The following is a 25,148-nucleotide window of genomic DNA, read 5'->3' on the forward strand; positions in this document are numbered from 1 at the left end:
AACCATGGCTGCAAGCGAAACCGAAGACGCCCGGATGGACAGGCTGAAACTGCGATCGACGCTGACGGCGCTCGGCATGCTGCCGGTGCTCGTGCTGCTGGCGATCGGCTTTCATCTGCTCTCCGGGCGCTTCCTGTCGGTGGGCAACCTGTCGATCGTCATGCAGCAAGCCTCGATCAACACGGTGCTGGCCGCCGGCATGACCTTCGTCATCCTGACCGGCGGCATCGACCTTTCCGTCGGCTCGATCCTTGCCGCCTCGGCGATGATCGCGGTCATCGTCTCGCTGGTGCCCGACCTCGGCATGCTGGGCATTCCGGCGGCGATCGCTGCGGGCCTTGCCTGCGGCTTCCTCAACGGCGCCATCATCGCCTGGCTGAAACTCCCGCCTTTCATCGTGACGCTTGGCTCGCTAACGGCGATCCGCGGCGTCGCGCGCCTGCTCGGCAGCGACACGACCGTCTTCAACCCGGACCTGCCCTTCGACTTCATCGGCAACGGAACGCTGTTCGGCGTACCGTGGCTTGCCATTATCGCCATCGCGACCATCATCGCCTCCTGGTTCATCCTCAAGCGCACCGTGCTCGGCACCTGGATCTATGCCGTCGGCGGCAATGCAGAGGCCGCTCGGCTCACCGGCATCAAGGTGCCGCTGGTCCTGCTCTTCGTCTATTCGATGTCGGGTCTGCTCTCCGGCCTCGGCGGGGCCATGTCGGCCGCCCGGCTCTATGCGGCCAACGGCCTGCAGCTCGGCCAGGCCTACGAGCTCGACGCCATCGCGGCGGTCATCCTCGGCGGCACCAGCTTCGTCGGCGGCGTCGGCTCCATCTGGGGCACGCTGATCGGTGCGCTCATTATCGCCGTGCTCTCCAACGGCCTCATCCTCGTCGGGGTTTCCGACATCTGGCAGTACATCATCAAGGGCCTTGTCATCATCGTCGCCGTCGGCCTCGATCGCTACAGGCTCAAGGGCATTAGCCGGACCTGAGCCCGGCTGAACGAACCGGTCGTCACCGGAAACAACGGCGAAAAACGCCACCAAAGGAGGAAAACATGCGTCTTATGCCAAAGTTGCTCGTCGGCACCGCACTGGCCGCCGCGATCGCCATGCCCGCAGCCGCCAAGGACCTCAACAAGATCGGCATCTCGGTCGGCCTGCTCGGCAACCCGTTCTTCGTCGCCACCATCAAGGGCATCGAGGACCGGGCCAAGGAGATCAACCCGAATGTCGAAGTGATCTCCGTTTCGGCCGACTATGACCTCAACAAGCAGGTCTCCCAGGTCGACAGCTTCATCGCCGCCGGCGTCGATATCATCATGCTGAACGCTGTCGATGCGAAAGCCATCGCCCCCGCCGTAAAGAAGGCGCAGGCCGCCGGCGTCGTCGTCGCCGCCTTCGACGTGTCGGCGCCCGGCGCCGACGTCACCGTCATGACCAACAACGTCAAGGCGGGTGAAGAGGCCTGCAACTACATCGCCGACAAGCTCGGCGGCAAGGGCGACGTGGTCATCATCAACGGCCCGGCCTCTTCCTCGATCCTCGAGCGCGTTGAGGGCTGCAAGGGCGCGCTCGGCAAGCATGCCGACATCAAGATCCTGTCCGACGACCAGAACGGCCAGGGCTCGCGTGACGGCGGCCTTGCCGTGATGCAGGGCCTGCTGACCCGCTTCGACAAGATCGACGCCGTCTTCGCCATCAACGACCCGACCGCGATCGGCGCCGAGCTCGCCGCCAAGCAGCTGAACCGCAGCGAATTCTTCTTCACCGCGGTCGACGGCGCGCCCGACATCGAGACCTCGCTTGCCAGCGGCAATTCCATGATCAAGGCCTCCGCCTCGCAGGATCCCTATGTCATGGCTGGCCAGGCGCTGCAGCTCGGCGTCGAGGTGCTGAAGGGCAACAAGCCGGCCGAACCCGTCGTGCTGCTCGACCCGCAGCTCATCACGGCCGACAACATCAAGGACTACAAGGGCTGGACCGCAGCTCGCTAAACACACCTCCCAGAGGCCGGGCGCATTCGCGCAAGCGGTGTGCCCGGCCGCCCCTTGCTTCATTCCTTTCAGAGAGCGGCCGGTTATGTCGAAAATTGGTGTCCATTCCTTCGTCTGGAGCGCTGGCTCGTCGCAGGGCGAGCTTGAGAAAGCGCTCGAGAACACCCATCAGCTCGGCTACAAGCTCATTGAGTTCTCCTATCTGGACCCTCGCCAGGTCGACGTGAAATGGCTGTCCCGCCGGGTTGGGGAACTCGGTCTCGACGTCGCGATCAGCATGGGCCTGCCGCCGGAGGGCGACATTTCCAGCGCCGATCCGGCAATCGTCACCCATGGCGTCGATATCCTCGACCGGGCCGTGGCGCTGGTGCGCGACCTCGGCGGCACGAAGCTCGCCGGCATCCTCAGCTCCGCCCACGGCAAGCAGGAGCACAGCCTGTCGAGAAAGGGCTGGGACACGAGCGTTGCCGCGCTCTCCAAGGTGGCGGAGCGGGCCAAGGCAACCGGCGTCACGCTCAATCTCGAAATCGTCAACCGCTTCGAGAGCAACATGCTGAACACCGCCGCGCAGGGCATGGCCTACATCCGCGATACCGGCGCCTCGAATGTCCTTCTGCACCTCGACACGTTCCACATGAACATCGAGGAAGCCGATGTGGGCCTTGCCATCCGCCACGCGGCGGACAAGATCGGCTACCTGCATATCGGCGAGAGCCATCGCGGCTATCTCGGCACCGGCACGATCGACTTCCCGGCGATCTTCGATGCGCTCACCGCCATCGGCTGGGACGACTACGTTACCTTCGAATCCTTCTCCACGACGATCGTCGACAAGGACCTTTCGCTGAAGACGGCGATCTGGCGCAATCTGTGGGACGACAATGTCGCCCTCGCCCGTCATGCACACCGCTTCATCGAGCTCGGCCTGGAGACGGCGCGGCTCAAGCAGGCGCTCGTCCAAGAGGCGCATCTGCCCCGTTAGGTGGATCACGCCTTGCCGCGCTGCACCACGACGCTCAGCAGCGCCAGCACCCCCGACCCCACCATCAGGAAGAACGAGACGGCGTTCAGCACCGGCGTCGAGCCGACCTTCACCATGCGGTCGTACATGGTGATGGTCAGCGGCGCATCGGAGCCGACCAGCATCAGCGTCGTGTTGAAATTCTCGAAGGAGACGAGGAAGGCGACGACGAAGGCGGAGAACAGTGCGGGCATCAGATAGGGCAGCGTCACCGTCATCAGCACGCGCAGCCGCGTCGCGCCGAGATTGAGCGCGGCTTCCTCCAGCGAGATGTCGAATTTTCGAAGGCGCGCGGCGATGACCAGCGAGGTGATGGTCGTCAGGAACGAGAACTGGCCGAGGATGACGAGGAACAGGCCGGGGCGCAGAAAGTCCCATTCGATGCCAAAGGTTTCTTCAAGGCCGTTGGCGATCATGCTGGCAAAGACGAGGATCGAGATGCCGAGGATGACGCCGGGAATGACCAGCGGCACGATCATCAGGATGTAGAAGAAATTCTTGGCCGGAAACTGCTTTCTCTCGAAGAGGAAGGCATTGCAGGTACCGGCGGCGACGGCGAGCGCGGAGACGATCACGCCGATATAGAGCGAGTTTTCGAGACCGCGCAAAAGGCGCCGGTCGTGGAACATGCCGATCTTCGGCTCGGTGCTGCTGAAGAACCAGTCGAGCGTGAAACCGTTCCAGGGCAATGCTGGGAACATAGAATCGTTGAAGGCGAACATGCCGGCGGCAAAGAGCGGCGCGGCGAGGTAGGCGAGGAACGCCAGCATGTAGCCGCGATAGAGCCATTGCAGCAGGGGCGATTGCGGGGCCGCGACGTTCATGGTCAGTCCTTTGCGACGGTGGAGGCGAGGCTCTGGCCCGTCAGCCGCAGGCCGAGCCAGACGACGAACGAGGTGAAGACGAGCAGCAGCACGCCGAAGGTCGCGCCGGATTCCCAGTTGTAGCGCGTCACGAACTGTTCGTAGATCTGCTCGGTGAACCACATGCTGTTCTTGCCGCCGAGCAGGATGGGCGTGAGATAGCTGCCCGCCGTCAGCATGAAGACGATGATGCAGCCGGCGACGATGCCCGGCATGGCATAGGGCACGACGATGCGGCGGAAGACGGTGAAGCGGCTGCCGCCGAGGTTGTAGCCCGCCTCGATCAGCGAATTGTCCATGCCGTCGAGCGTCGAGACGAGCGGCACGATCATGAAGAGCACGACCGTGTAGACGAGGCCCATGACGACGGTGGCGTCGTTGTAGAGCAGTTCCACCGGGCCGCTGACGAGGCCGATCTTCTGCAGGAAGCTGGAGACAAGGCCGGTCTCGCGCAGGATGACGATCCAGCCGAAGGCGCGCACGAGGTCGCTCACCCAAAGCGGGATTAGGCACATCAGGAACAGCGCGGCCCGCGAGCGGCGCTGGGCGATTTTCGCGATGTAATAGGCGACGGGAAAACCGACGGCGAGCGCCATGGCGGTGACAAGGATCGACATCCAGGCCGTGCGCAGCAGCGTGTTCCAGTAGATCGGCTCCGAGAGGAAGGCGATGTAGTTCGCAAAGCCGAACGTGTATTCGCCAGGCCCCACCTTTTCACGCAGCGAGATATAGCCGATGCCGAGCTGCGGCAGGATGATCAAAAGCGCGATCCACAGCGCGAAGGGGGCGAAGAGCAGGATGAAGGAGAGTTTTCCGATGTCCGTGCGCGCCATTGCTCTCACCTCGCAACGGAAAAGGCGCGGCCGTGGTTCTGGCTCCAGCCGATCCCGACCGTTTCGCCCGGCGCGACCTTGACCGAGCCGTCCATCACCGCCTGGCCGACCTCGACCAGATGACCGTTCGCCATGCGCACGAGGATGCGGCTGCTCGCACCGTTGAAGAGCAGGCTTTCGACGGTGCCTTGAAGCGTGTTCTCGCTGCCCGCGCCGATCGAGATGACCTCCGGGCGCACGAAAAGCTCGACCGGGCCTCCTGCCGCTATGCGCGCGTCACCGGCAAAGGCGATCGCCTCACCGCCACCGTCGATCGCCACGCGCACCTTGCCTTCGGCGAGCGAAAGCGCGCGGCCGGGCCAGCGGTTGCTGTCGCCGACAAAGCCCGCAACGAAGCCGCTTTTCGGGTTGTTGTAGAGTTCCTGCGGCGCACCGATCTGCTCGAACTGGCCGGCGTTCATGACGGCGACGTTGTCGGACATCAAAAGCGCTTCCGACTGGTCGTGGGTGATGTAGAGGAAGGTCGTCTCGAACTGGTGCTGGAGCTGTTTCAGCTCGATCTTCATGCGCTCGCGCAGTTTCAGGTCGAGCGCGCCGAGCGGTTCGTCGAGCAGCAGCACATCCGGCTCCAGCACCATGCAGCGGGCAATCGCGATGCGCTGCTTCTGGCCGCCGGAGAGTTGGGAGACCTGCTTTTCCGCCGTGCCGGGCAGACCGACGCGATCGAGCACCGCCGCCACCTTGCGGGCGATATCGGCCTTGTTCTCGCCGCGGCAACGCAGGCCATAGGCGATATTCTCGCCGACATTCATCATCGGGAAGAGCGCGAGATGCTGGAACACCATCTTGACGGGCCGCTTGTTCGGCGGCGTCGAAAGCACGGATTGCCCCTTGATGCGGATATCGCCGCGCGTCGGCGTCTCGAAGCCGGCGATCATGCGCATCAGCGTGGTCTTGCCGCAGCCGGAGGGGCCGAGGATCGAGAAGAAGGATCCGCGCGGGACGTTGAAGGACACGCTGTTGACGGCGGTGTAGGCGCCGAAGCGCTTCACCAGGCTTTCGCATTGAAGATCGTGCATGGAGGGCTCGTTGCTCGCCGCGCGCGTGCGCGGGCATCTGGAAAGCAGCCGGCCAAGAATGTCCCGGCCGGCCAGACTTGCCTTGGGAGGCGATCAGTTGGACGTCGCGGCCTTGATGCGCTCCAGCGCCTTGCCTTCCATGTCCTCGAGCCCTGCCGGAATATTGGCGAAGAACTTGAGGTTGGCGAGGTCCTTCTCGTCGAAGGCGGCGTTGACGGCGGCCTTCTTGTCGTCGGGCAGGAGATCGATGCCGTTGCTGACGGCGGCGATGGCGCCCGTCGAATCCGACATCAGCTTGACGATCTCGGGCTTCATGACGAAGTTGATCCACTTGTAGGCGGCGTCGTCCGCCTCGCCCTTGCGCGGGATGACGAAGGTGTCGATCCAGGCGAGCGCGCCGGTTTCCGGAGGCACGTAGACGAAGTTCTTGTTCTGGCCGAAGAGCTTGAAGGCCGTGGAATCCCAGGCTTCCGAGACGACGACTTCGCCCGAGAGAAGCAGCGTCGACAGGTCGTCGCCGCCGTTCCAGTAAGTCTTGACGTTGTCCTTGCAGGCGATCAGCTTTTCCGTCACCTCGTCGAGCATCGTCTGGTAGGCGGCCTTGTCGGCATAGAGCGCGAACGGATCCTTGCCGAGCGAGAAGGCCGTGCCAAGCAGGATCGTGCGGCGCAGGCGCATCGAGGTGCGGCCCTTGTATTCGGGATTGCAGAGGTCGCCCCAGCCCTTGACACCAGGCGCCTTGGAAACGTCCGCAACGATGCCGGACGTGCCCCACTGGTGCGGCACGGCATAGAGCTGGCCGTCGATGGTGGCATTGGCCTTCACGCCTTCAAGAAGGTTGGGCGCAAGGTTTGCCGTCTCGATCTTCGAGAGGTCGAGCGGTTTGTAGATATTGTACTCCTGCTGGGCCGCGAAGATACGGTCATGGCTCGGCTGGGCAAGGTCGTAACCAGCGCCGCCGGTCGCCCGGAGCTTTGCGATCATCTCCTCGTTGTTGGAGAGCGTCACCTCGACCGTGATGTCGGGGTTCGCCTCCTCGAAGAGCTTGATGACGTTGTCGGGTGCATAACCGCCCCAGGTGAGCAGGCGCAGGGTTTCGGCCTGTGCGGTGCCTGCCATGAACAGGGCGAGCGCCGTCGTCGCGGCGAGCGCGAATGTCGATTTCATGCTGTTCTCCTCTTCCGTTTGGCTGTTGAAAATCGCCTTTTTCCGGCGTTCTTTTCTGCTGAGGGCCATCTCACTCCCGGCGATGACGCTCTCATTCCCGATTTCGAGCCGCTGGCATCAAAGGACGAGATTGGCTTGCCCGAAAGGTCCATTATCTCCTTGCCGTAAGACCATTATGACGCTCAGCTTATCTTCCCCGTCAGGCTTTTCGTGCGCGTGTAGCTGCGCAACGCGGCAAAGCCCTTCTCTCGGCCGAAACCGGAGAGTTTGTTGCCGCCGAAGGGCACCTCGATGCCGCCGGCGAAATATTCGTTGATGTAGACCTGGCCAGCGTCGATATCGCGCGCCATGCGGTGGGCGCGGCCGAAATCGCGTGTGTAGATGCCAGCGACGAGGCCGAAATCCGTGCCGTTCGCTACAGCGACAGCTTCCTCCTCGCTTTCGACCACCTGTACCGAGAGCACCGGTCCGAAAATCTCTTCCTGGATGACGGGATCGTCCGACTGCACCGCATCGAGGATCGTCGGTTTGAAGAACCAGCCGGAGCCGCTTTCCGGGTCCGCCGTCCGCTCGCCGCCGGCGGCGATAGTGACGCCGCGGTCGCGCGCGCCCTCGACATAGCCGGCAACCTTGTCGAGATGGGCAAGCGAGCTGAGTGCGCCGACCTGCGGGCGGCGAAGGCCATGGCCGAGCTTGAGACCGGTCGCGCGCCTGGCGAGGCGTTCGACGAGTTCCGCATGCACCCCGCACTCGACGACGAGGCGCGAGCCCGCCGAGCAGATCTGCCCGGCATTCTCGTAGATTGCGCCGAGCACGCCCTCCACGGCGGCGTCCATGTCCGCATCGGCCATGACGATGACAGGCGACTTGCCACCGAGTTCGAGCACGACGCTGGTGACGTTCGCGGCGGCCGACTGCATCACGCGGATCCCCGTCGGCACGGAGCCGGTGAAGGTGACGTGGCGCACATCCGGATGCGACACCAGCGGCCCGCCGGCCTCCGCACCGGTGCCGGTGACGACGTTGCAGACACCGGCCGGAAGCCCGGCGCGGGCGAGAATATCGGCGAGCATCAGCGCCGTCAGCGGCGTCTGTTCGGCCGGTTTGGCGACGACAGTGCAGCCGGCGGCGAGCGCCGGGGCGATGCTGCGGGCGGCCGTCGAGAGCGGGTAGTTCCAGGGGATGATATGGCCGGTGACGCCGACCGGCTCCTCGATGGAATAGCCGATATAGTCGGTGCCGAGCGGAAAGGTGTCGCCCTGGATCTTGTCGGCCGCGCCGGCATAATATTCGAAGCAGCGCGCCGCGCCGGAGACGTCGCCTTCCGCCTCCTGCAGCGCTTTGCCGCTGTCGAGGCTTTCCACCACGGCAAGCCGCGCGGCCTCCGCCCGGATGAGTTCGGCAACGCGCAGCAGAATCGCGCCGCGGGCGCTCGCCTTGGTGCGGCCCCAGGCGCGCTGGGCGCGGCGGGCGGCGGCGACGGCGCGGTCCACGTCGCTGCCGTCACCGGCGGCGAAGGCATGGTAGGCGCGGGCGGAGCCGGGATCGAACGTCTCCATCGTGCGCCCGCCGGAGGCGGCGACGAAGGCGCCGTTGATGAAATGGCCTTTGGGCAGGCCGGCAAGCGTGCCGTTCGCAAAATATTCGCCGACGAGGGTGTTCGTGCTCATCTCAATTCGCCTCGCTCATCTGGTAGCCGGCGCGCGCCAGCCACTCCGGATCGATTTCGACGCCCCAGCCGGGCTCTTCCGTCACCGTCGCCTTGCCGTCGACAATGGCATAGGGCGATTTGCGGAAGAGGCCGTCCTGCCAGGGGTAATAGTCTTCGCCCTCGATGGAGAATTCGAGATACTTGCCGGCATTCGGGATGGCGCGCAGCAGGTGCATGGTGAAGAGCGTCACCATGGAAAGGTTGGCGGCGTGCGGCGTCACCGGAATTCCGGCGGCCTCGGCCATGCGCACCACGCGCAGCGTCCGGCTGATGCCGCCGAGATAGCAGATATCCGGCTGCACGATGTCGACGGCGCGCATCTCGATCATGCGGCGCCAGGTCGGCAGGTCGCAATCCTGCTCGCCGCCGGTGACGTCGATGTCGAGAGCCTCGCTCACCTGCCTGGTCTGTTCGAGCTCCCAATAGGGGCAGGGCTCCTCGTAATGCACGAGGCCGTTGTCCTGCATGATCCTGCCGACGTCGATGGCACGGGCGGGCGAATAGCAGGAATTGGCGTCGGCGAGCAGATCGGCTCCTTCGCCGACGGCCTTGGCGATCGTCGGGATGATCTCCTCCGTCCGGCCCGGCCATTCGTCTTCGTTGCGGCCGCACTCCGCGCCGACGCGGAACTTGAAGGCGTCAAAACCGTATTCGCCGCGCAGGCGCTTGAAGCGTTCGGCCTCGGCGGCCGGCGTGATGTCGCGCTTCATAGAGGAAGCGTAGGCGCGCAGCGGGCCGGCAGAGCCGCCGAGCAGTGCCGCGACCGGCTTGCCAGCCTTTTTGCCGCGCAAGTCCCAGATCGCCGTGTCGAGACCGCACATGGCGCGGCAGAGATAGGAACCCGGAAACTTGTGCTCACGCTCGAAAATGCGGTCGAGATGATCGTCGAGATCGACGATCTCGGTGCCGAGCGAATAGGGCGCGACCTGGCGGTGCAGCACCTCTGACGTGATGTCGGCATTGTAGGTCGAGACCTGGCCCCAGCCGGTCGCGCCGGTCTCGTCGGTGATGCGGACAAAGCCGACATAGCGGTTTGAGAAGGTCTCGATGCGTTTGATCTTCATGGCGGTCCGGTCTGCTGTTGGGCGAAAGCGTCTTGCAAGCGATGGGCTCTTGACGCCGCGAACTGGTCCGACAATCATCGGAAAAACTTCGGGCGAGAAGGTCCACTTTGCTTTTCGTAGCGGACCATTATTGCGGTGACACGACAGACCGGGAGGGCGAGATGGTAAAATATCCGGGCGGAGCGCTGCTGCCCACGCTGCAATTCGACCGCACCTCCCGAACGCCGATCAGTGCCCAGCTCTGCACGGCGCTACGCGAGATGATTCTCTCGGGCGAACTCCAGCCCGGCGAACGCCTGCCCTCCAGCCGCACGCTGGCGAAAGATCACGGCGTTTCCCGCACCACGGCGATCAGCGTCTACGAACAGCTTGCTGCGGAAGGGCTGATCCGGTCGAGCATCGGTGCCGGGGCCTATGTCGCCGAAACGTTGCGCGACGGCCGGCCCGCCGCCACCGCGGCAAGCCCGGCCGGAGACGAGATCCGCAGCCCGCCGCGCCTCGCGCAGCTCAGCGCGGACGCCTCCGAACACTACTTTCCCCGCCTCGCGCACCCGGAAAACCCGCGGCCCTTCATCACCGGCATTCCGGCCTTCGACGAGTTCCCGATGGCGCTCTGGGCGAGCATGGTGGCACGTTACTGGCGCCAGCCGCGCAACCTCCTGCTCGGCTACCCACCGGCCGAAGGACTGATGGAATTGCGCCGGGCCGTCGCGATGCATCTGCGCGCCAACCGCGGCATCACCTGCGAACCCGAACAGGTTTTCATCTTCAACGGCGCGCAGGACGCCTTCAACCGCATCGGTAATACCCTGCTCGATCCCGGCGATACGGTCTGGATCGAGAATCCCGGCGCGATCGGCGCGCGCAACAGCCTGATTTCCTCGGGTGCGCGGCTGGTGCCGCTCAGCATCGACGAGGAGGGCATCAATGTCGCCGAGGGGCTGGAGGTCGCGCCGGATTTCCGCCTCGCCTTCGTGACGCCCGCCCACCAGCACCCGCTCGGCGTGACGATGAGCCTGCAACGCCGCTTCGAATTGTTGCGCGCGGCCGAAAGGGCAGGTGCCTGGATCATCGAGGACGACTATGTCGGCGAGTTCCACTATGCCGGCCATCCGCCGCCGACGCTGAAGAGCGTCGATACGTCGGGCCGCGTCATCTATGTCGGCAGCTTTTCGAAAACGCTGTTCGCAGCCCTCCGCCTCGGCTACGTCGTCGCGCCGCCCGGTCTGGTCGATGTCTTTTACCGCATCGCCGGAGCGACATTGCAAGGCTCGGCCGCCAGCCTGCAATCCGTCGTCGCAAGCTTTATCGAGTGTGGCCATTTCGCCAGCCATATCAGGCGCATGCGGCGGGTTTATGCCGAACGGCTCCAGGCTCTGCTCGACGGTGCGGCGACGCATATGCAGGGTGTTCTGGAAGTCGCGCCCACCGAAACGGGCTTTCACACCGTCGGGCGTCTTGCCGAGGATCTCGACGAACGCGCCGTCGCGCGCCGGGCGGCCGAGCGCAACATCCTGGTCTCGCCGATCGGCCGCTTCGCCATCACGCCCGTCCGCCAGCGCGGCCTCATCCTCGGCTTCAGCTCCGCCCCGCCGCGCATGATCGCCAGCGCGGCGGAAACGCTCGGCGCGGTCTTGAAGGACATGCGCAAGGCAGATGGCCCGAACCGTATCAGTGCGTGAGGCGCGCCTGACGGCTCAGCACGCGTCGGCGAGGATAAGGTCAGATCCTTTTTCGCCCACCATGATGGTCGGTGCATTGAGGTTTCCCGAGGTGATGCGCGGGAACACCGAAGCGTCGACGATACGCAGCGCCTCCAGGCCATGGACGCGCAGGCGCGGATCGACAACGGACGTCGGCGCATCCGGCCCCATGGCGCAGGTGCCGCAAGGATGGAACACCGAACCGGAGCGCGCGCGGATGTCGGCAATCAGGCCCCCATCATCCAGGACCCCGGCACCCGGGCGGATCTCCTGTTCGATGATCTCCCGCATCGGGCCGGTCCGTGAAAGGCGCCGCAGGAAATGCGCGGCCTCCAGCAGCTCCTGCACATCCTCTTCCGTCGAAAGATAGTTCGGCTGGATTTCCGGCGCGGCGAAGGGGTCAGCGGAACGGATGGCGAGTTGGCCACGACTTGTCGGGTGGCAGTTCGACACGCCGACGAGGAAGCCGGGGAAAGGATCGGGGCTCATCAATGCGCGCCGACCGGGAATGGCACGGGTATAGCTGACGGGCGAGAAATAGAGCTGCATGTTCGGGCGCGCGCGCTCCGGGCTTGTGCGAAAGAACCCGCCGCCCTGGTTCACGCTGAGCGAGAGCGGGCCGCTGCGCGTCAGCACGTAGCGCAGCCCCACCCGCAACCGTCCCCACCACGGCCGCAGCACGTCGTTGAGCGTCGGCTGCCGGCTCCTGTAGAGATGGTCGAAGCCGATATGGTCCTGCAGGTTCCGCCCCACGGCGGGCGCCGCGTGAACGACATCGATGCCGTTGCGCTTCAAGAGGGCCGGATCGCCGACGCCGGAAAGCTGGAGCAGCTGGGGCGTGTTGACCGCACCGGCCGACAGGATGACCTCGCGCCGCGCGCGAACCTGCCGAACCGCCCCACCCTGCCGGTATTCCACACCGACCGCCCGCTTTCCCTCAAAAAGCACACGGGTCGCGTGTGCAGCCTTGATCACCCGCAGGTTCGACCGCCTGCGGGCGGGAGCGAGATAAGCCGTCGCCGTCGAGCAGCGAAAACCGTCACGCGTCGTGATCTGGTAGATGCCGACGCCCTCCTGGGTCGCGCCGTTGAAATCCAAATTGCGCGACAGGCCGGCCTCGACGCCGCCGGCAAGATAGTTCCCGCAGAGCGGGTGCACGACCCCCTCTATATTGGTAACGGTCAGCGGCCCGTCCTTGCCGCGCCACGCGTCGGCACCGGCGAGATTGTCCTCCATACGCCGGAAGAGTGGCAGGACATCCGCATAACCCCATCCCGGATTGCCAAGCGCGCGCCAGCCGTCGAAATCTTCGGCCTGCCCGCGGATGAACACCATCGCGTTGATCGAGCTGGACCCGCCGATGACCTTGCCCCGCGGCCAGTAGGACTGGCGGCCGTTGAAACCGGGCACCGGCTCCGTCAGATACTTCCAGTTCAGCGTCTTGTGATAGAAGGCCTTGCCGTAGCCGATCGGCATGCGCACCCAGAAATTCAGATCGCTGCCGCCAGCCTCCAGCAGTACCACGCGATAGCGCCCACCGTCGGAAAGGCGGTTCGCCAGCACGCAGCCCGCCGAGCCCGCACCGACGATCACATAATCGAACTCATCCATCTGCCGCTTCACTCCCGGACCCTTCAAGGCTCCCCGTGCCTTGAAACCCCTTCCTATCGTGAACCGGATTGCAGGGCAGTGTCCATTTCGATCCGATTGACATACCAGTCCGCACCCCCGGCCCGGCCAGATCGAAGATCAGCACGCGAACGGCAAATGGATGGATGCAGGCCAAAGGGTCCCATGCCGGCGAGACCGAAGAATTCGCCATCGTCGTTTCCGGCCGTTTCGAACTGGTCATGGAAGGCATGACGCGCGCCTGCAATCCCGGTGACCACCTTGTCGTGGAAGCCGGCGTCGAGCACGCCATCCGCGTCATCGAACCGGGTCGGCTCGTGCTGATCGGCAGGACGTAAAACCTCATAACCCAGACGCGGACAGGTTTCTGAAACGCTCACGCAACCAGTCGCGGGCAAGCCCTTTTCATGGGCAAGGCGCTCGCCGGAACGGCGTGCACCTTGCCCCGAAGCTGGTTAGGCAAGTTTATTCTCCCGCGAGCAGAGAAGCGGGCCTCACGGCCGGGGCCACATGCATGCCCAGCCGCGCCAGCAGATCCCGATCCTTCCAGGCCGCCGGATTACCGGTTGTCAGCAGCTGATCGCCGACGAAAATGGAGTTCGCCCCCGCGAGGAAGCACAATGCCTGCAATTCGTCGCTCATTCCTGTGCGGCCGGCCGACAGGCGGACCACCGAAGCTGGCATAAGCACGCGCGCCAAGGCCACGAGGCGGACAAGTGCAAACGGGTCGACCGGCCTTGCCGTGCGCTGCACCGGCACGCCCTCGATCTCATTCCACAGGTTGATCGGCACGCTATCGGGGTGGGCCGGCAGGGTGGCCAGTGTAACCAGCATGGCGATGCGATCTTCTTCCGTCTCGCCCATGCCGAGGATCCCGCCACAACAGACCTTGATCCCGCCCTTCCGGACATGCTCGACGGTCTCCAGACGGTCTTCCATCGTCCGTGTCGTGGCGATCTGCCGGTAATAGTCCGGCGACGTGTCGATGTTGTGGTTGTAGAAATCCAGCCCCGCCACCTTCAGGCGTGTAACCTGCTCGGGACTGAGCATCCCAAGCGTCATGCAGGTCTCCAGCCCCAGTTTCGAGACGCCACGCACCATGTCGCAGAGCTTGTCCATGTCGCGGTCCTTGGGGCTGCGCCAGGCCGCACCCATGCAGAAGCGTTGTGCACCGGCGGCCTTGGCGCGCCCGGCGGCCGCCAGGACCGCATCCACGTCCATCAGCTTCGTTGCCTTCACGCCGGTCTGGTGGTGGGCGGATTGCGAGCAGTAGCCGCAATCCTCAGGGCAGCCACCGGTCTTGATGCTGAGCAGACTGGCCGTCTCGATCGCCGTTGGATCGAAATACAGTCGGTGGAGACCCTGTGCCCGATACAGCAGATCCGGAAGCGGCAGCGCGTGGATCGTTCGTGCCTCCTCCACGGTCCAGTTGGACCTGACCTTGGAGCAGCTCATCACATCCGCCCCTTCAGCCGACTCAGGCCCGTCACGCACGCTGTTGCCAACGCACTCTTGATCAGGTCTCCAAGGATGAAGGGCGCAAAACCGGCCGCGATCAATCCGGATGCTGGCACGAAGATCGCCAGCCAGAGAAGACCGGCAGCATAGACCACGGAAAGGCCCGCGAGCATTGCCAGAGCCTGTCCCATCCAGCCCCGTCCCTGTGCCAATCGCCCGATCACCACGGTCGAAGCCAGATAGCCGACCAGGTAGCCACCGGTTGGACCAGCCATATAGGCCAATCCGATCCCACGTTCCGGCGAGCCCGAAAAGACGGGCAGGCCCGTCGCCCCAGCGGCCAGATAGGTGGCCATGGCCAGGAAGCCGAGCCTTGGGCCGAGGGCCGCGGCCAGGAAGAACACTGCAAGGGTATGCAGCGTCATCGGGACAGGCCAAAATGGGACCTGTATCTTGGCGCCGAGTGTGATGATCGCCGCACCGCAAAGGGCGATTGCCGCCTCGCGCCAAAGCGATACCGAGCGTTCTAACGAGGGGTTGAACAATGCCATCGAGGCGTCCTCCAAGGATAGGTTTCGAATCTATCTATAATCTTGGGGAAGGGCGATGGGTGAGCAATCAGGATTATAGATAATTATCCTGGAATCTCGTAAGTCTCTCTGGGATCAGCATTTTTTACAGACGGCTTCCGCTTGCCGATCCAGCCGACATGGCGCGCCAATGTCGAGCAAGCGAAATCAATCCGCCCTTCCCGCAGAGCATTCAAAATCGCACGATGGTCATGATCGGTGCGAGCTTCCCAGTCCCGACGCCAGGCGGCAAACAGAAACCGCGCGCTGGCCGCCTGCAGGTCATCGATCGTTCGAAGCAAGCGCGGCATACGGCAGGGCGCAAGGATAAGATGGTGGAAGCGACGGTTTGCAAGCTCCCAGTCCCGCACATTCGTTGCGCAATCCCCGAGCCGGTTAACCTCTTCTGCTTCCTCGATAATAAAGCGCGTCAGGTTGGGTGCGGCGTGGCGCAGCGCCAATATCTCCAGGCTCGACCGCATCTCGGCAACCTCGCGCAATTCGGCGACGTCGAAATCCGTGACACGAAACCCCCGCCAGGGCTCATTCTCCGCCAACCCCTGCGTTTGCAATGCCCGGAAAGCCTCACGCACCGGCACATGACTGGCCCCGAATTCGGCGGCGATATGGTCCTGCCGCAGCCGCGCGCCCGGGGGAATCTCGCCCGTGATGATCCGGCCGGCAAGAATACGGGCAATGCGTTCGGAAAGAGTTTCGTCTGCAGTGGTTGACATGAATCATAGATAATCTGAGAGGCCAGGCCTGTCGATCCCTTCGCATAGGCGCGTTGCGCTGCCTCAGTCTTAGAATTCAACGGCAAAGGCCGACCTCAAAAAAGCGGTTTGTGGCCTGACTGCTTGCCGCTCACAGAGCCTGCCCCTGGCATCTCTCCAACACCGCGAACCTTTTACATTTGGCCAACAGGCCGAAATGCGGCCGTGCCAGGCGCCTTGTGTTGCCGTCCGCAATGTTCCGACCTCCGGCGAACGCCACATAGTTCGACGTGGAACCCGGCGACCAGCAGCAGTCCGCGCTGTTGGCATGTGCCTCCACCAGGACGGAAGGGCTGGACGCGCGATCGGCGACCAGCCCTTCGATGCGATCCATGCGCTCGTCATAGAATCGGGTGAAGGCGCCCGCGCGGTCCGCTTTGCCGAACATCTCGCCGAGGATGCGCATCGAGCGGGTGATCTCTCGTCGCCCGCGGGTGACCGTATCGGAGGCCGCGCCGATGAACACGACCGCGACACCCGCTTTTTCGAGCTGGCGGACGACGCTGTCGTCGGCGTATAGCCTGGACCAAGCACCGCGACGTCCGGTTCCAGAGCAAGCGCCGCCTCCACGGAGAAGCCACCGGCATTGGGATCGCCGAGGCTCGCTATGCGGTCGAGCTCGGGAAAACGCCGGCGGTCCAGAGGAAGGAGGCTTGCGGCGATGCGGTCGGCCCCGCCCAGCCGACGATCGGCGCAGCCGGATCGTCGAGCAGCAGCGAGAGAAAGATGAAATCGAGGCTGTCCCCCAGCACCACTCTTTGCGGCGGGCCGGCAAGGTCGATGGAACGCCCCAGGATATCGGTGATGCACTCCGCCGCCGAAACGCCGGCAAAGAGCTACAGAAAGACAGCAAGCATCAATGCCAGAAGCCGCATCAGCCGAGCGCCCATTCCGCGAAGGCGTAGACATGCGCCATATGCCGGAACTCTGAAAGGCGCCCGGAGGCACCGCCATGGCCGCCGCATTCCATCAGTGTCTCAAGGAGGAAAGGAGAGGTGCCCGTCGAACGGGTGCGCAGGCGCGCGATCCATTTTGCCGCCTCCCAGTAGGGAACCCGTCCGTCCGAAATGCCGGTCGTCGCCAGAACGGGCGGATAGGGTTTTGCACCAATGGTCTCGTAAGGCGCATAAGCAGCGATGACGGCATGGTCCGCTGGGACGTTTTTCGGGTCACCCCATTCGGCGCACTCGGGTTGGGTGAGCGGCAACGTATAGTCGCTCTGGCTGTTGAGAACATCGACGAAGGGAACTTCCGCTATGACACCGCCAAACAACCCCGGAGCCAAGTCGACTGCCGCCCCAACCAAGAGCCCGCCCGCAGAAGCGCCCTGGGCCACAATGCGGCCTGCAGCGGTGTATCCTTCCTGAACAAGGCCGTTCGCACAGGCAGCGAAATCGGAGAAGCTGTTCGGTTTCGAACGCCCCCTGCCCGCCTCATGCCAGCCTCGCCCGTTTTCCCCACCGCCGCGCACATGCGCGATGGCATAGACCCAGCCGCGATCGACAAGGGACAGGACTGCCGGATCAAAGGATGGTTCGCAGCAATGCCGTACGCGCCGTAGCCGTAGAGCAGCAGCGGCGCGGACCCGTCGCGAGGCGTCGCGCGCAACTTGAGGAGGGAAATCGGCACACGGACGCCATCCGAGGCCTCGGCATAGGATATCAACGTGTCGTAGCGACTTGCTTCAAAACCGGCGCCCGGCTGCTCCCACAGTTGCTCGACGCTCGCCGTTGCCGGGTCATGGGCGTTCAGCCGCGCCGTTGCTGCTCTGTGGCAAATCGGAGGCTGGCTTGTCGGCACCGCTATCAGCGGATTGGATCCACCTTGAGAGCGCTGCCCGAACTCGAAATGGGAGCGGCGCAAGTTTGCGCCAAACTCGGCTCTCATTTGATCAGAAAATTACGCGTTGATCGCACCATGCGAATTTTTCGAACAAAATCTTGACTCACCTACTCCTGTTAATATAGGTCAGCATGACTGACGCATCTTGACAGGAGGACGCACGTTGGATCATCGCGAAGAAACCTTCGGCCTTTACGATCACGCTCATGAGAAGAGCAGCTGCGGCGTTGGTTTCATCACGCGAAAAGACGGCAAACAGACACATGACGTCCTGAAAAAAGGCCATGAAGCGCTCTGCGCCGTGCCCCATCGCGGCGGCATGTCGGCGGAGGGCGTCGGCGACGGCGCCGGAGTTTCGGTCGATATCTCGCTTGGCTTCTTTCGCAAGCTGACCGGCCGGGACGACCTTCAACCGCGCCGCTTCGGCGTCGGCAACTTCTTCCTGCCGAACGATCCGGCATTTCGGCAGGAGGCCGAAAACATCATCGAGGGCGCGCTTGCCGAACAGGGTCTCTCCCTGCTTCTGACGCGCGACGTGCCTGTCGATGACAGTGCCATCCGCCCGGCGGCGATCCGCCACCAGCTCCCGATCCGTCAATGGGTCTTTGCGTGTCACGACGAAAAGGCGAGCCAGGCGGAGTTCGATGTCCGCATCCACAAGGCGCTGCTGGCGATCGAGGCGCGCGCCTATACCGAGCCGCAGCTTGCCGGGCTCTATCCGCTCTCGCTGAGCGCTAGGACGCAGGTGCTGAAGGGGCGGCTCAACTCCAACGAAGTCATGCCCTATTTCCGCGACCTCGTGGACCCGGATCACACCGTCAACACCATGTATTTCCACACGCGGTTTTCCACAAACACCGACCCGCATCCCTCCATGGCCCAGCCTTTCCGGCTGATGGCGCATAACGGCGAACTCAACACCGACCGCAAGAATCGGCTCTCCGAGGCCGCAATCGCGCTCGCCAAAAACGCCTCGATCATCCGCCCGAAGGGCCAGTCGGATAGCTGCCGTCTCGACCAGACGCTTCAGACGCGCGTGCTGGAAGACGGCCACGACCTCGTCACCGCCGTCGTCTCGATGATGCCGCCGGCCTGGGAGAACGACGACACGCTGTCATCAGATGTCGTGGCAATGCTCGAATATTTCTCGCTCTACGAGGAAAAGAACGACGGCCCCGCCGCGCTGATCTTCGGCGACGGCGACATGATCGGCGCACGGCTCGATCGTCTGGGGCTGCGGCCGCTGCGCACCGTCGAGACCGCCGACTATCTCTGCGTCATGTCGGAAGCCGGCCAGATCGCCTTTCCGCCGGAAAGCGTGCTGCGCCGCGGCCGCATCGAAGCGGGCGGCATGCTCTGCTACGACCACACGGAAAAGCGCACCTTCGGCACGAACGAGGCGCTGGAAATGCTCGCCGCCCGGCGCCCCTATCGCGACCTCCTCCGCGAGGCGCGCATCAATCTCGCCGACCTGCCGGAAATCCCGGCCGAAGCGCAGGGCTCTCCGCTACGCTACAACGGCGATCTCGAACGCCACCAGCGCTACGTCGCCTACTCCTTCAACCAGGAAAGTTTCAAGTTCCTGATGGACCCGATGCTGGCGACCGGGGTGGAAAAGATCTCCGCCATGGGCTACGGCAACGCCATCAACGCCCTCTCCGACCAGGAGGGCGGCGTCGCGAAGTATTTCTCGCAGCGCTTCGCGCAGGTCACGAACCCGCCGCTCGATTCGATCCGCGAGGCTGATGGTATGACGCTGCGGGTGGCGCTCGGCGCGAAGCCGAACATCGGCGCGAAGGCCGCCCGCCAGATCGTCGTGCCCTCGCCGATCCTCACCCATCTCGACATGCTGCGCATCCGCGAGCAGGCGGAAACGCCGGTCAAGCGTTTTGAAATGCTCTACACGCCTGATCTTCAGGATGCCGAGGCCAACGAAGCGGCGCTGGAGCAGGCGATCGACGCTCTCTGCACCGCCATCGCGGGGTTCGCCCGGGAGGACGGCGGCATCGCCGTCGTCACCGACCGGCATGTCGCCCGCACCCGCGCCGCCCTGCCGATGATCCTCGTCGTCTCCGCCGTCAACCAGAAGCTCATCGAGGAGGGCCTGCGCCTGCGGCTTTCGCTGGTGGTCGAGAGCGGGCAGATCGCATCCTCGCACCATGTCGCGGCTGTGCTCGGCTTCGGCGCTTCAGCGGTCTATCCGCTCGGCGTGCAGTTCCGCGCCGAGGAAAAATTCGGCGGAGAGGCCGACAAGGCCTTCAAGCGCTTTGCCAAGGCGGCCGAAAAGTCGTTGATGAAGACGATGGGCAAGGTCGGCCTATGCACCGCCGAAAGTTATATCGGCGGCGAGTTCTTCGAGCCGAACTTCCTCGACACCAACGACCGCGTGCTGAAGCGCTACTTCCCGAACGTCAAGACGCCCGTCGGCGGCGTGAATTTCAAGGTGATCGCCGCTGCCATCGCCGACTGGCATGCCAAGGCGCTGACGGTGCAGCGGGAGGACGACATTCCCCTGCTCGGCCTCTTCAAGGAGCGCGCGGAAGGCGCCGGCCACTCCTTCGGCACCGCCGCCGTGCGCGGCTTCATCGACATGACGGAGGAGAAGATCGGTTTCGAGAGGCCGGAGGAGGACGATCCATTCCTGCGCCTTCTGACGCTCAACCGGCTCGACGACGCCTTCGGCCTCGATGACGCCGCCTATCGCAACAACGGTTTTGAGAAACTGACGCCCGAAGCGATCGACCGCTTCGCCATCACCCCGGGCTACCGCGCCTTCATCCGCCAGATGACAGATGAGCGCGCGCGCCGCCCCGCCGCGCTGCGCGACGTCCTCGCGCTGCCGGCCGACGTCACCTACCTCTCCTCCGCCGAGGATTTCCGCAAGGAGATGGGCCGCTTCTCACGCAAGGGCAACAACAGTTTTTTGGTGCGCGGCCTTGCGTGTGAAACCTTCGGCGAGGACACGTTCCGCCTCACCCTCACGGACGGCGAACTGGCCCGGCTTGCCGCGCTCGGCCAGTCGCTCGTCATGCGCTTCGGCGGCGATATCCTCGGCCACTGGCTGGAAGGCGGCGCACTGATGGTGCAGGCGACCGGCGAGGCGCTGGATTATCTTTCGCTGATCCGCACGGCGCCGCAGAGCATTCCGCTCGAAACGGTGCAGAAGGCAAGCGAGATCACCCCGCTGCTTTCCTCCGGTGCGATGAGCCACGGCGCGCTGGTGGCGAACGCCCACGAGGCGGTCGCGCACGGCACCAACATGGTCGGCGGCATGTCGAATTCCGGCGAAGGCGGCGAGCACATTTCGCGCTACGGTACCATCCGCGCCTCGCGCATCAAACAGTTCGCCTCCGGCCGCTTCGGCATCTGGGCCGGCTATCTCGCCGATCCCATGCTGGAGGAGCTGGAGATCAAGATCGGCCAGGGCGCCAAGCCCGGCGAAGGCGGCCAGTTGCCCGCCCAGAAGGTGACGGTCGAGATCGCCGCCGCCCGCGGCGGCACGCCGGGCGTCGAGCTCGTCTCCCCGCCGCCGCACCACGACACCTACTCGATCGAGGATCTTGCCCAGCTCATCCACGACTGCAAGGCGGCGCGCGTGCGCGTCATCGTCAAGCTGGTCTCCTCGGAGGGCATCGGCACCATCGCCGTCGGTGTCGCCAAGGCAGGCGCCGACGTCATCAACGTTGCCGGCAACACCGGCGGCACGGGCGCGGCCGCCGTCACCAGCCTGAAATATACCGGCCGCGCCGCTGAAATCGGCATCGCCGAGGTGCACCAGGCGCTCTGCGCCAACGGCCTGCGCCAGAAAGTATTGCTGCGCTGCTCCGGTGCACACCAGACGGCGAGCGACGTCGTCAAGTCGGCGCTGCTCGGCGGCGACAGTTTCGAGTTCGGCACGACCGCGCTGATGATGCTGAAATGTGTGATGGCGAAGAACTGCAACATCAAATGCCCCGCCGGCCTCACCACCAATCCGGAGGCCTTCGACGGCGATCCGCGGGCGCTGGCGCAATATCTCCTCAACATCGCGCACGAGACGCGGGAAATCCTCGCCGCGCTCGGCCTCTCCTCGCTGCGCGAAGCGCGCGGCCGCAGCGATCTGCTGCACCTTCTCGATCATCCCGCGAGCGTCGGGCAGCTTGACCTGCGCGCCATGCTCGCCGTCGTCGCGGAGGTGACGATCGCCGACCCCGTCTACATGGAAAAGGATTTCGCCGTCGACGACGGTTTCATCGAGCTTGTGCGCTCCGCCCTCATCGAGGGCCGGCGTGTCGACGTGGAGCTTGGCGGCAATCGCCCTCTCAACAATTGCAACAAGACGGTCGGCGGCCAGCTCGCCGTCGATATCGAGCGTCTGCTCAACTACGACCTGACGGAGGAACAGATGCACGCCCTTCCCTCCGTCCGTCAGGACGACCGCGGCCGCCGCTTCCTCGACGCCGGCAGTGTACGCATATCCACCTCGGGCTCGGCCGGCCAGTCTTTCGGCGCCTTCTGCAACGATGGCATGGCGCTGACCCATACCGGCACCTGCAATGACGGCGTCGGCAAAAGCGCCAATGGCGGCGTCATCGCCGTGCGCTCGCCGGGCGGCGGCTCTGACGAGGCGGGCGGCAATGTGCTGGTCGGCAATTTCGCGCTGTTCGGCGCGACGGGCGGGCGGCTCTTCGTCGAAGGCCAGGCCGGCGACCGTTTTGCCGTGCGCAATTCCGGCGCGACGGCCGTGGTCGAAGGCGTCGGCGATTTCTGCTGCGAATACATGACGAACGGCGCGGTGCTGAACCTCGGCACCTTCGGCAAAGGGTTCGGCAACGGCATGAGTGGCGGCTTCGTCTACCAGTACGATCCCTATGGCGACCTGCCGAAGAAGATGAGCCACGATTCCATCCTGCTCGGCGCGATCGGCGACGAGGGCGACGCGATGGCGGTCGTCCATGCGGATACCGTGCGCCTGCTGCTCGAATGGCATCTCGCGGCGACCGGCTCGAAAAAGGCGCAATGGCTTCTCGAAAACTGGGAAAGCGAGAAGCACAATTTCGTCTACGGCCTGCCGCGCGCTTTGCTGCTCTACCAAGATAGCGACGCCATCCTGAAGGCGAAGAGCCGCAAGGACCTTGTCGAGGAACTGTCGACGGCGCTCGCCGGCCATCAGGTGCGCAAGTTCAAGCTCGCCTACCGCGACGGCAAGGCGGTCCTCAACGGCAATGTGCCCGGCTACGGCGAGACCGATACGGAAGGCATGTTCGTCCTCCTCAACAACTACACGGTGCTCAGCATGGCGCAATCGATCGCCCTTGCCCGCGTGCCCGGCGCGCGCGGGCCGTCCGATCCTGCGGTGGAGAAGGCCGTGCGCAACCTCCTGCTGACGGAGGATTTTTCGCTGATGCAGAAACTCGCCCGCTACGCGCGTGATGCCATCGCGGGCTATGACGACGAGGCGCTGGCGGTGATGGTCGCCGCAAAACGCCTCGACGACTACCGGCAGGCACTGAAAGGCCGCAACACGCGCGCCATCGACAGCCCCGGCACCTACGGCTGGATCCTCCACCAGTCCGCCCGCAACATCGAGCGCATCGGCCGCATCCCCAGCTTCGAGGAGCTGTTCGCGCGCCAGGCGATTTCCGGCTTCGCGCCGGCAAGACAGTGAGGCAAAGACGATGAAAATCCCCTACATCCCCGAAGATGCTCCCTTCAACACCGACCAGCGGGCCTGGCTCTCCGGCTTCCTCGCGGGCCTGCATTCCCGCCTCGCCATTGAAACACCCGCCGTCGCTGCTGCGGCCACGCCCACCAAGGCCGCCAGCCTCCACATCCTCTATGGCACCCAGACGGGCAACGCCGAGCGCGTCGCGATGGAAGCGGCGGCGAGTGCCCGATCGCTGGGTCTTGCTCCTGAAGTCGCTGGCCTCGACGACATCACCATGGATGAGCTCGCCGCCATGGAGCGGCTGATCGTCGTCACCTCCACCTATGGCGAAGGCGAGATGCCCTACAATGCGCAGCTCTTCTGGGAGGCGATTTCCGCCTCCACCGCGCCACGTCTGGAAAACCTGCGCTTCGGTGTCCTCGCCTTGGGCGATACCGGCTATGACGGATTCTGCCAGGCCGGCAAACTCATCGACATGCGCCTCGAACAGCTCGGCGCGACCCGCATCCTCGCCCGGCAGGACTGCGATATCGATTACGAGGACCCGGCGGCCGCCTGGGTCGGGCAAGCCCTGCCGCTCGCCGCAGAAAATGCCGGCGGCGGCGCCCTCTCCGGCGCGCCGGTCACCGCCGCAGTCCCGAAGGTGGCCGGCTGGAGCCGCAAGAACCCCTACCCGTCCCGTCTCGCCGTCAACCGCCGCCTTTCCGGCAGCGCCTCGGCCAAGGAAATCCGCCACTACGAATTCGATCTCGGCGACAGCGGGCTGGAGTATGAAGCCGGCGATGCGCTCGGCGTGATCCCGGTCAACGATCCCGCTCTCGTCTCGCTTCTCCTCGCGCATCTCGGGGCCGATCCGCAAACGCCGGCCGGCGAAACCAGCCTTGAAACCGCACTGACGCAAAAATTCGAGATATCCACCCCCTCGCGCGACCTGATCGCCGAGGTGGAGCGCCGCGCCGGCAACGAGGAACTGACCCATGTGCTGCGCAACGGTGACAAGGAAGCACTGGACGCCTTCCTCTGGGGTAAGGATATCTGCGATCTTCTGGCGCTGGCTCCGCCATCAGCCTTCCCGGCTACGGATATCGTTACCCTGCTGAAGCCACTCCAGCACCGCGCCTATTCCATTTCCTCCAGCCCGCATGCCGCCGCCGGCAGCGTGCACCTCACCATCGCCAGCGTGCGCTATCACGCCGATTGCCGCGACCGCGGTGGCGTGTGCTCGACCTTCCTCGCCGACCGCGTGGCCGAAGGCTCAAACGCCGGCATCTTCGTCTCGCAGGACAAATCCTTCCGCCTGCCCGCCGACAATGACGCGCCCGTCATCATGGTCGGCCCGGGCACCGGTGTCGCCCCCTTCCGCGCCTTCCTTCAGGAGCGCCGCGCCCGGGGCGCGAAGGGCCGCAACTGGCTGTTCTTCGGCGACCAGCACCGCGACAGCGATTTCATCTACGCCGACGAACTGTCCGAGATGAGCCGCGACGGGCTCTTGACGCGCCTCGACCTCGCCTTTTCCCGCGACCAGCAGGAAAAGATCTATGTGCAGACCCGCATGCGCGAAAACGGCAAGGCGCTCTTCGCCTGGCTGGAGGAGGGCGCCGCCTTCTATGTCTGCGGCGATGCCAGCCGCATGGCGCGCGACGTCGATACGGCGCTGATCGAGATCATCGCCACCCATGGCAGTCTCCCGGACGACCGCGCCGCCGATTATGTGGCCCGGCTGAAGCGGGAAAAAAGGTACCTGCGCGATGTCTATTGACGATATCGTCAGGCTGGCAGGGGAAGGATAGCACCGCG

20 protein-coding genes are annotated in these 25,148 nt (G+C 64.6%); 7 read left to right on the top strand and 13 right to left on the bottom strand.

Going from position 1 to position 25,148, the window contains the following annotated elements:
* The first annotated feature begins 4 nt into the window (after nucleotides 1-4).
* The 3 genes from K0P03_RS26270 to K0P03_RS26280 all read left to right on the top strand — a co-directional run bounded on the left by K0P03_RS26270 (nucleotide 5) and on the right by K0P03_RS26280 (nucleotide 2,974).
* Nucleotides 5-988: an ABC transporter permease subunit gene (locus tag K0P03_RS26270; RefSeq protein ID WP_023513127.1), complete on the top strand. Its 984-nt coding sequence runs from the start codon at nucleotides 5-7 to the stop codon at nucleotides 986-988.
* A 65-nt stretch (nucleotides 989-1,053) separates the two neighbouring features.
* Nucleotides 1,054-1,992, top strand: coding sequence for an ABC transporter substrate-binding protein (locus K0P03_RS26275; protein WP_023513128.1), 939 nt, complete (start codon nucleotides 1,054-1,056; stop codon nucleotides 1,990-1,992).
* Between the two features lie 85 nt (nucleotides 1,993-2,077).
* Nucleotides 2,078-2,974, top strand: a complete 897-nt coding sequence (locus K0P03_RS26280; RefSeq protein ID WP_272791063.1) for a sugar phosphate isomerase/epimerase family protein — start codon at nucleotides 2,078-2,080, stop codon at nucleotides 2,972-2,974.
* A gap of 5 nt (nucleotides 2,975-2,979) precedes the next feature.
* Here K0P03_RS26280 and K0P03_RS26285 read toward each other — a convergent pair whose 3' ends face one another.
* The 6 genes from K0P03_RS26285 to K0P03_RS26310 form a co-directional block, all read right to left on the bottom strand.
* Nucleotides 2,980-3,837, bottom strand: a complete 858-nt coding sequence (locus K0P03_RS26285; protein ID WP_272791064.1) for an ABC transporter permease — start codon at nucleotides 3,835-3,837, stop codon at nucleotides 2,980-2,982.
* 2 nt (nucleotides 3,838-3,839) lie between these two features.
* Nucleotides 3,840-4,709 (bottom strand): ABC transporter permease, encoded by an 870-nt coding sequence (locus tag K0P03_RS26290; protein ID WP_023513131.1) that lies wholly within the window; start codon nucleotides 4,707-4,709, stop codon nucleotides 3,840-3,842.
* 5 nt (nucleotides 4,710-4,714) lie between these two features.
* Nucleotides 4,715-5,788, bottom strand: coding sequence for an ABC transporter ATP-binding protein (locus K0P03_RS26295; protein WP_272791065.1), 1,074 nt, complete (start codon nucleotides 5,786-5,788; stop codon nucleotides 4,715-4,717).
* 93 nt (nucleotides 5,789-5,881) lie between these two features.
* A complete protein-coding gene (locus tag K0P03_RS26300) occupies nucleotides 5,882-6,955 on the bottom strand; it encodes an extracellular solute-binding protein (RefSeq protein ID WP_130519259.1) in 1,074 nt (357 codons plus the stop codon).
* Nucleotides 6,956-7,137: 182 nt separating this feature from the next.
* The gene (locus K0P03_RS26305; RefSeq protein WP_272791066.1) at nucleotides 7,138-8,625 is read right to left on the bottom strand and encodes an aldehyde dehydrogenase family protein; all 1,488 of its coding nucleotides are present in this window, start codon (nucleotides 8,623-8,625) and stop codon (nucleotides 7,138-7,140) included.
* A gap of 1 nt (nucleotide 8,626) precedes the next feature.
* Nucleotides 8,627-9,730, bottom strand: a complete 1,104-nt coding sequence (locus K0P03_RS26310; RefSeq protein ID WP_272791067.1) for a mandelate racemase/muconate lactonizing enzyme family protein — start codon at nucleotides 9,728-9,730, stop codon at nucleotides 8,627-8,629.
* A 161-nt stretch (nucleotides 9,731-9,891) separates the two neighbouring features.
* Between K0P03_RS26310 and pdxR the strand changes: the two genes are divergently transcribed.
* On the top strand, nucleotides 9,892-11,412 hold the full coding sequence (gene pdxR, locus K0P03_RS26315) for a MocR-like pyridoxine biosynthesis transcription factor PdxR (protein ID WP_272791068.1): 1,521 nt from the start codon (nucleotides 9,892-9,894) through the stop codon (nucleotides 11,410-11,412).
* Nucleotides 11,413-11,427: 15 nt separating this feature from the next.
* Here the strand turns inward: pdxR and K0P03_RS26320 are convergent, their stop codons facing one another.
* A complete protein-coding gene (locus K0P03_RS26320) occupies nucleotides 11,428-13,044 on the bottom strand; it encodes a GMC family oxidoreductase (RefSeq protein ID WP_272791069.1) in 1,617 nt (538 codons plus the stop codon).
* A gap of 164 nt (nucleotides 13,045-13,208) precedes the next feature.
* Between K0P03_RS26320 and K0P03_RS26325 the strand changes: the two genes are divergently transcribed.
* Entirely contained in the window at nucleotides 13,209-13,400 is a 192-nt protein-coding gene (locus K0P03_RS26325; RefSeq protein ID WP_023512390.1) for a cupin domain-containing protein, read from the top strand.
* A 127-nt stretch (nucleotides 13,401-13,527) separates the two neighbouring features.
* Here K0P03_RS26325 and bioB read toward each other — a convergent pair whose 3' ends face one another.
* The 6 genes from bioB to K0P03_RS26355 all read right to left on the bottom strand — a co-directional run bounded on the left by bioB (nucleotide 13,528) and on the right by K0P03_RS26355 (nucleotide 17,522).
* The gene (gene bioB, locus K0P03_RS26330; protein ID WP_023512389.1) at nucleotides 13,528-14,517 is read right to left on the bottom strand and encodes a biotin synthase BioB; all 990 of its coding nucleotides are present in this window, start codon (nucleotides 14,515-14,517) and stop codon (nucleotides 13,528-13,530) included.
* Complete coding sequence (locus tag K0P03_RS26335; RefSeq protein WP_272791070.1) at nucleotides 14,517-15,071, bottom strand: biotin transporter BioY; 555 nt, start codon at nucleotides 15,069-15,071, stop codon at nucleotides 14,517-14,519. The genes bioB and K0P03_RS26335 overlap by 1 nt, the downstream gene beginning before the upstream one ends.
* Nucleotides 15,072-15,154: 83 nt before the next feature.
* Nucleotides 15,155-15,823: a GntR family transcriptional regulator gene (locus tag K0P03_RS26340; protein WP_023513956.1), complete on the bottom strand. Its 669-nt coding sequence runs from the start codon at nucleotides 15,821-15,823 to the stop codon at nucleotides 15,155-15,157.
* Nucleotides 15,824-15,953: 130 nt separating this feature from the next.
* Nucleotides 15,954-16,328, bottom strand: a complete 375-nt coding sequence (locus K0P03_RS26345) for a hypothetical protein (RefSeq protein ID WP_272791071.1) — start codon at nucleotides 16,326-16,328, stop codon at nucleotides 15,954-15,956.
* A 139-nt stretch (nucleotides 16,329-16,467) separates the two neighbouring features.
* The gene (locus K0P03_RS26350; protein WP_272791072.1) at nucleotides 16,468-16,614 is read right to left on the bottom strand and encodes a hypothetical protein; all 147 of its coding nucleotides are present in this window, start codon (nucleotides 16,612-16,614) and stop codon (nucleotides 16,468-16,470) included.
* 122 nt (nucleotides 16,615-16,736) lie between these two features.
* Complete coding sequence (locus tag K0P03_RS26355) at nucleotides 16,737-17,522, bottom strand: prolyl oligopeptidase family serine peptidase (RefSeq protein ID WP_272791110.1); 786 nt, start codon at nucleotides 17,520-17,522, stop codon at nucleotides 16,737-16,739.
* Nucleotides 17,523-17,867: 345 nt separating this feature from the next.
* Between K0P03_RS26355 and K0P03_RS26360 the strand changes: the two genes are divergently transcribed.
* Entirely contained in the window at nucleotides 17,868-23,351 is a 5,484-nt protein-coding gene (locus tag K0P03_RS26360) for a glutamate synthase-related protein (RefSeq protein WP_272791073.1), read from the top strand.
* A gap of 10 nt (nucleotides 23,352-23,361) precedes the next feature.
* On the top strand, nucleotides 23,362-25,110 hold the full coding sequence (locus K0P03_RS26365; RefSeq protein WP_272791074.1) for a sulfite reductase subunit alpha: 1,749 nt from the start codon (nucleotides 23,362-23,364) through the stop codon (nucleotides 25,108-25,110).
* Nucleotides 25,111-25,148 lie beyond the last annotated feature (38 nt).

Origin of the sequence: Shinella sp. HY16 (assembly GCF_028534175.1) — a bacterium.
Lineage (GTDB): Bacteria > Pseudomonadota > Alphaproteobacteria > Rhizobiales > Rhizobiaceae > Shinella.

Bases quoted from the DNA above. Each gene is read 5' to 3' on its own strand.
- K0P03_RS26270 (WP_023513127.1), top strand. From the start codon at position 5: ATGGCTGCAAGCGAAACCGAAGACGCCCGGATGGACAGGCTGAAACTG.
- K0P03_RS26275 (WP_023513128.1), top strand. From the start codon at position 1,054: ATGCGTCTTATGCCAAAGTTGCTCGTCGGCACCGCACTGGCCGCCGCG.
- K0P03_RS26280 (WP_272791063.1), top strand. From the start codon at position 2,078: ATGTCGAAAATTGGTGTCCATTCCTTCGTCTGGAGCGCTGGCTCGTCG.
- K0P03_RS26285 (WP_272791064.1), bottom strand. From the start codon at position 3,837: ATGAACGTCGCGGCCCCGCAATCGCCCCTGCTGCAATGGCTCTATCGC.
- K0P03_RS26290 (WP_023513131.1), bottom strand. From the start codon at position 4,709: ATGGCGCGCACGGACATCGGAAAACTCTCCTTCATCCTGCTCTTCGCC.
- K0P03_RS26295 (WP_272791065.1), bottom strand. From the start codon at position 5,788: ATGCACGATCTTCAATGCGAAAGCCTGGTGAAGCGCTTCGGCGCCTAC.
- K0P03_RS26300 (WP_130519259.1), bottom strand. From the start codon at position 6,955: ATGAAATCGACATTCGCGCTCGCCGCGACGACGGCGCTCGCCCTGTTC.
- K0P03_RS26305 (WP_272791066.1), bottom strand. From the start codon at position 8,625: ATGAGCACGAACACCCTCGTCGGCGAATATTTTGCGAACGGCACGCTT.
- K0P03_RS26310 (WP_272791067.1), bottom strand. From the start codon at position 9,730: ATGAAGATCAAACGCATCGAGACCTTCTCAAACCGCTATGTCGGCTTT.
- pdxR (WP_272791068.1), top strand. From the start codon at position 9,892: ATGGTAAAATATCCGGGCGGAGCGCTGCTGCCCACGCTGCAATTCGAC.
- K0P03_RS26320 (WP_272791069.1), bottom strand. From the start codon at position 13,044: ATGGATGAGTTCGATTATGTGATCGTCGGTGCGGGCTCGGCGGGCTGC.
- K0P03_RS26325 (WP_023512390.1), top strand. From the start codon at position 13,209: ATGCAGGCCAAAGGGTCCCATGCCGGCGAGACCGAAGAATTCGCCATC.
- bioB (WP_023512389.1), bottom strand. From the start codon at position 14,517: ATGAGCTGCTCCAAGGTCAGGTCCAACTGGACCGTGGAGGAGGCACGA.
- K0P03_RS26335 (WP_272791070.1), bottom strand. From the start codon at position 15,071: ATGGCATTGTTCAACCCCTCGTTAGAACGCTCGGTATCGCTTTGGCGC.
- K0P03_RS26340 (WP_023513956.1), bottom strand. From the start codon at position 15,823: ATGTCAACCACTGCAGACGAAACTCTTTCCGAACGCATTGCCCGTATT.
- K0P03_RS26365 (WP_272791074.1), top strand. From the start codon at position 23,362: ATGAAAATCCCCTACATCCCCGAAGATGCTCCCTTCAACACCGACCAG.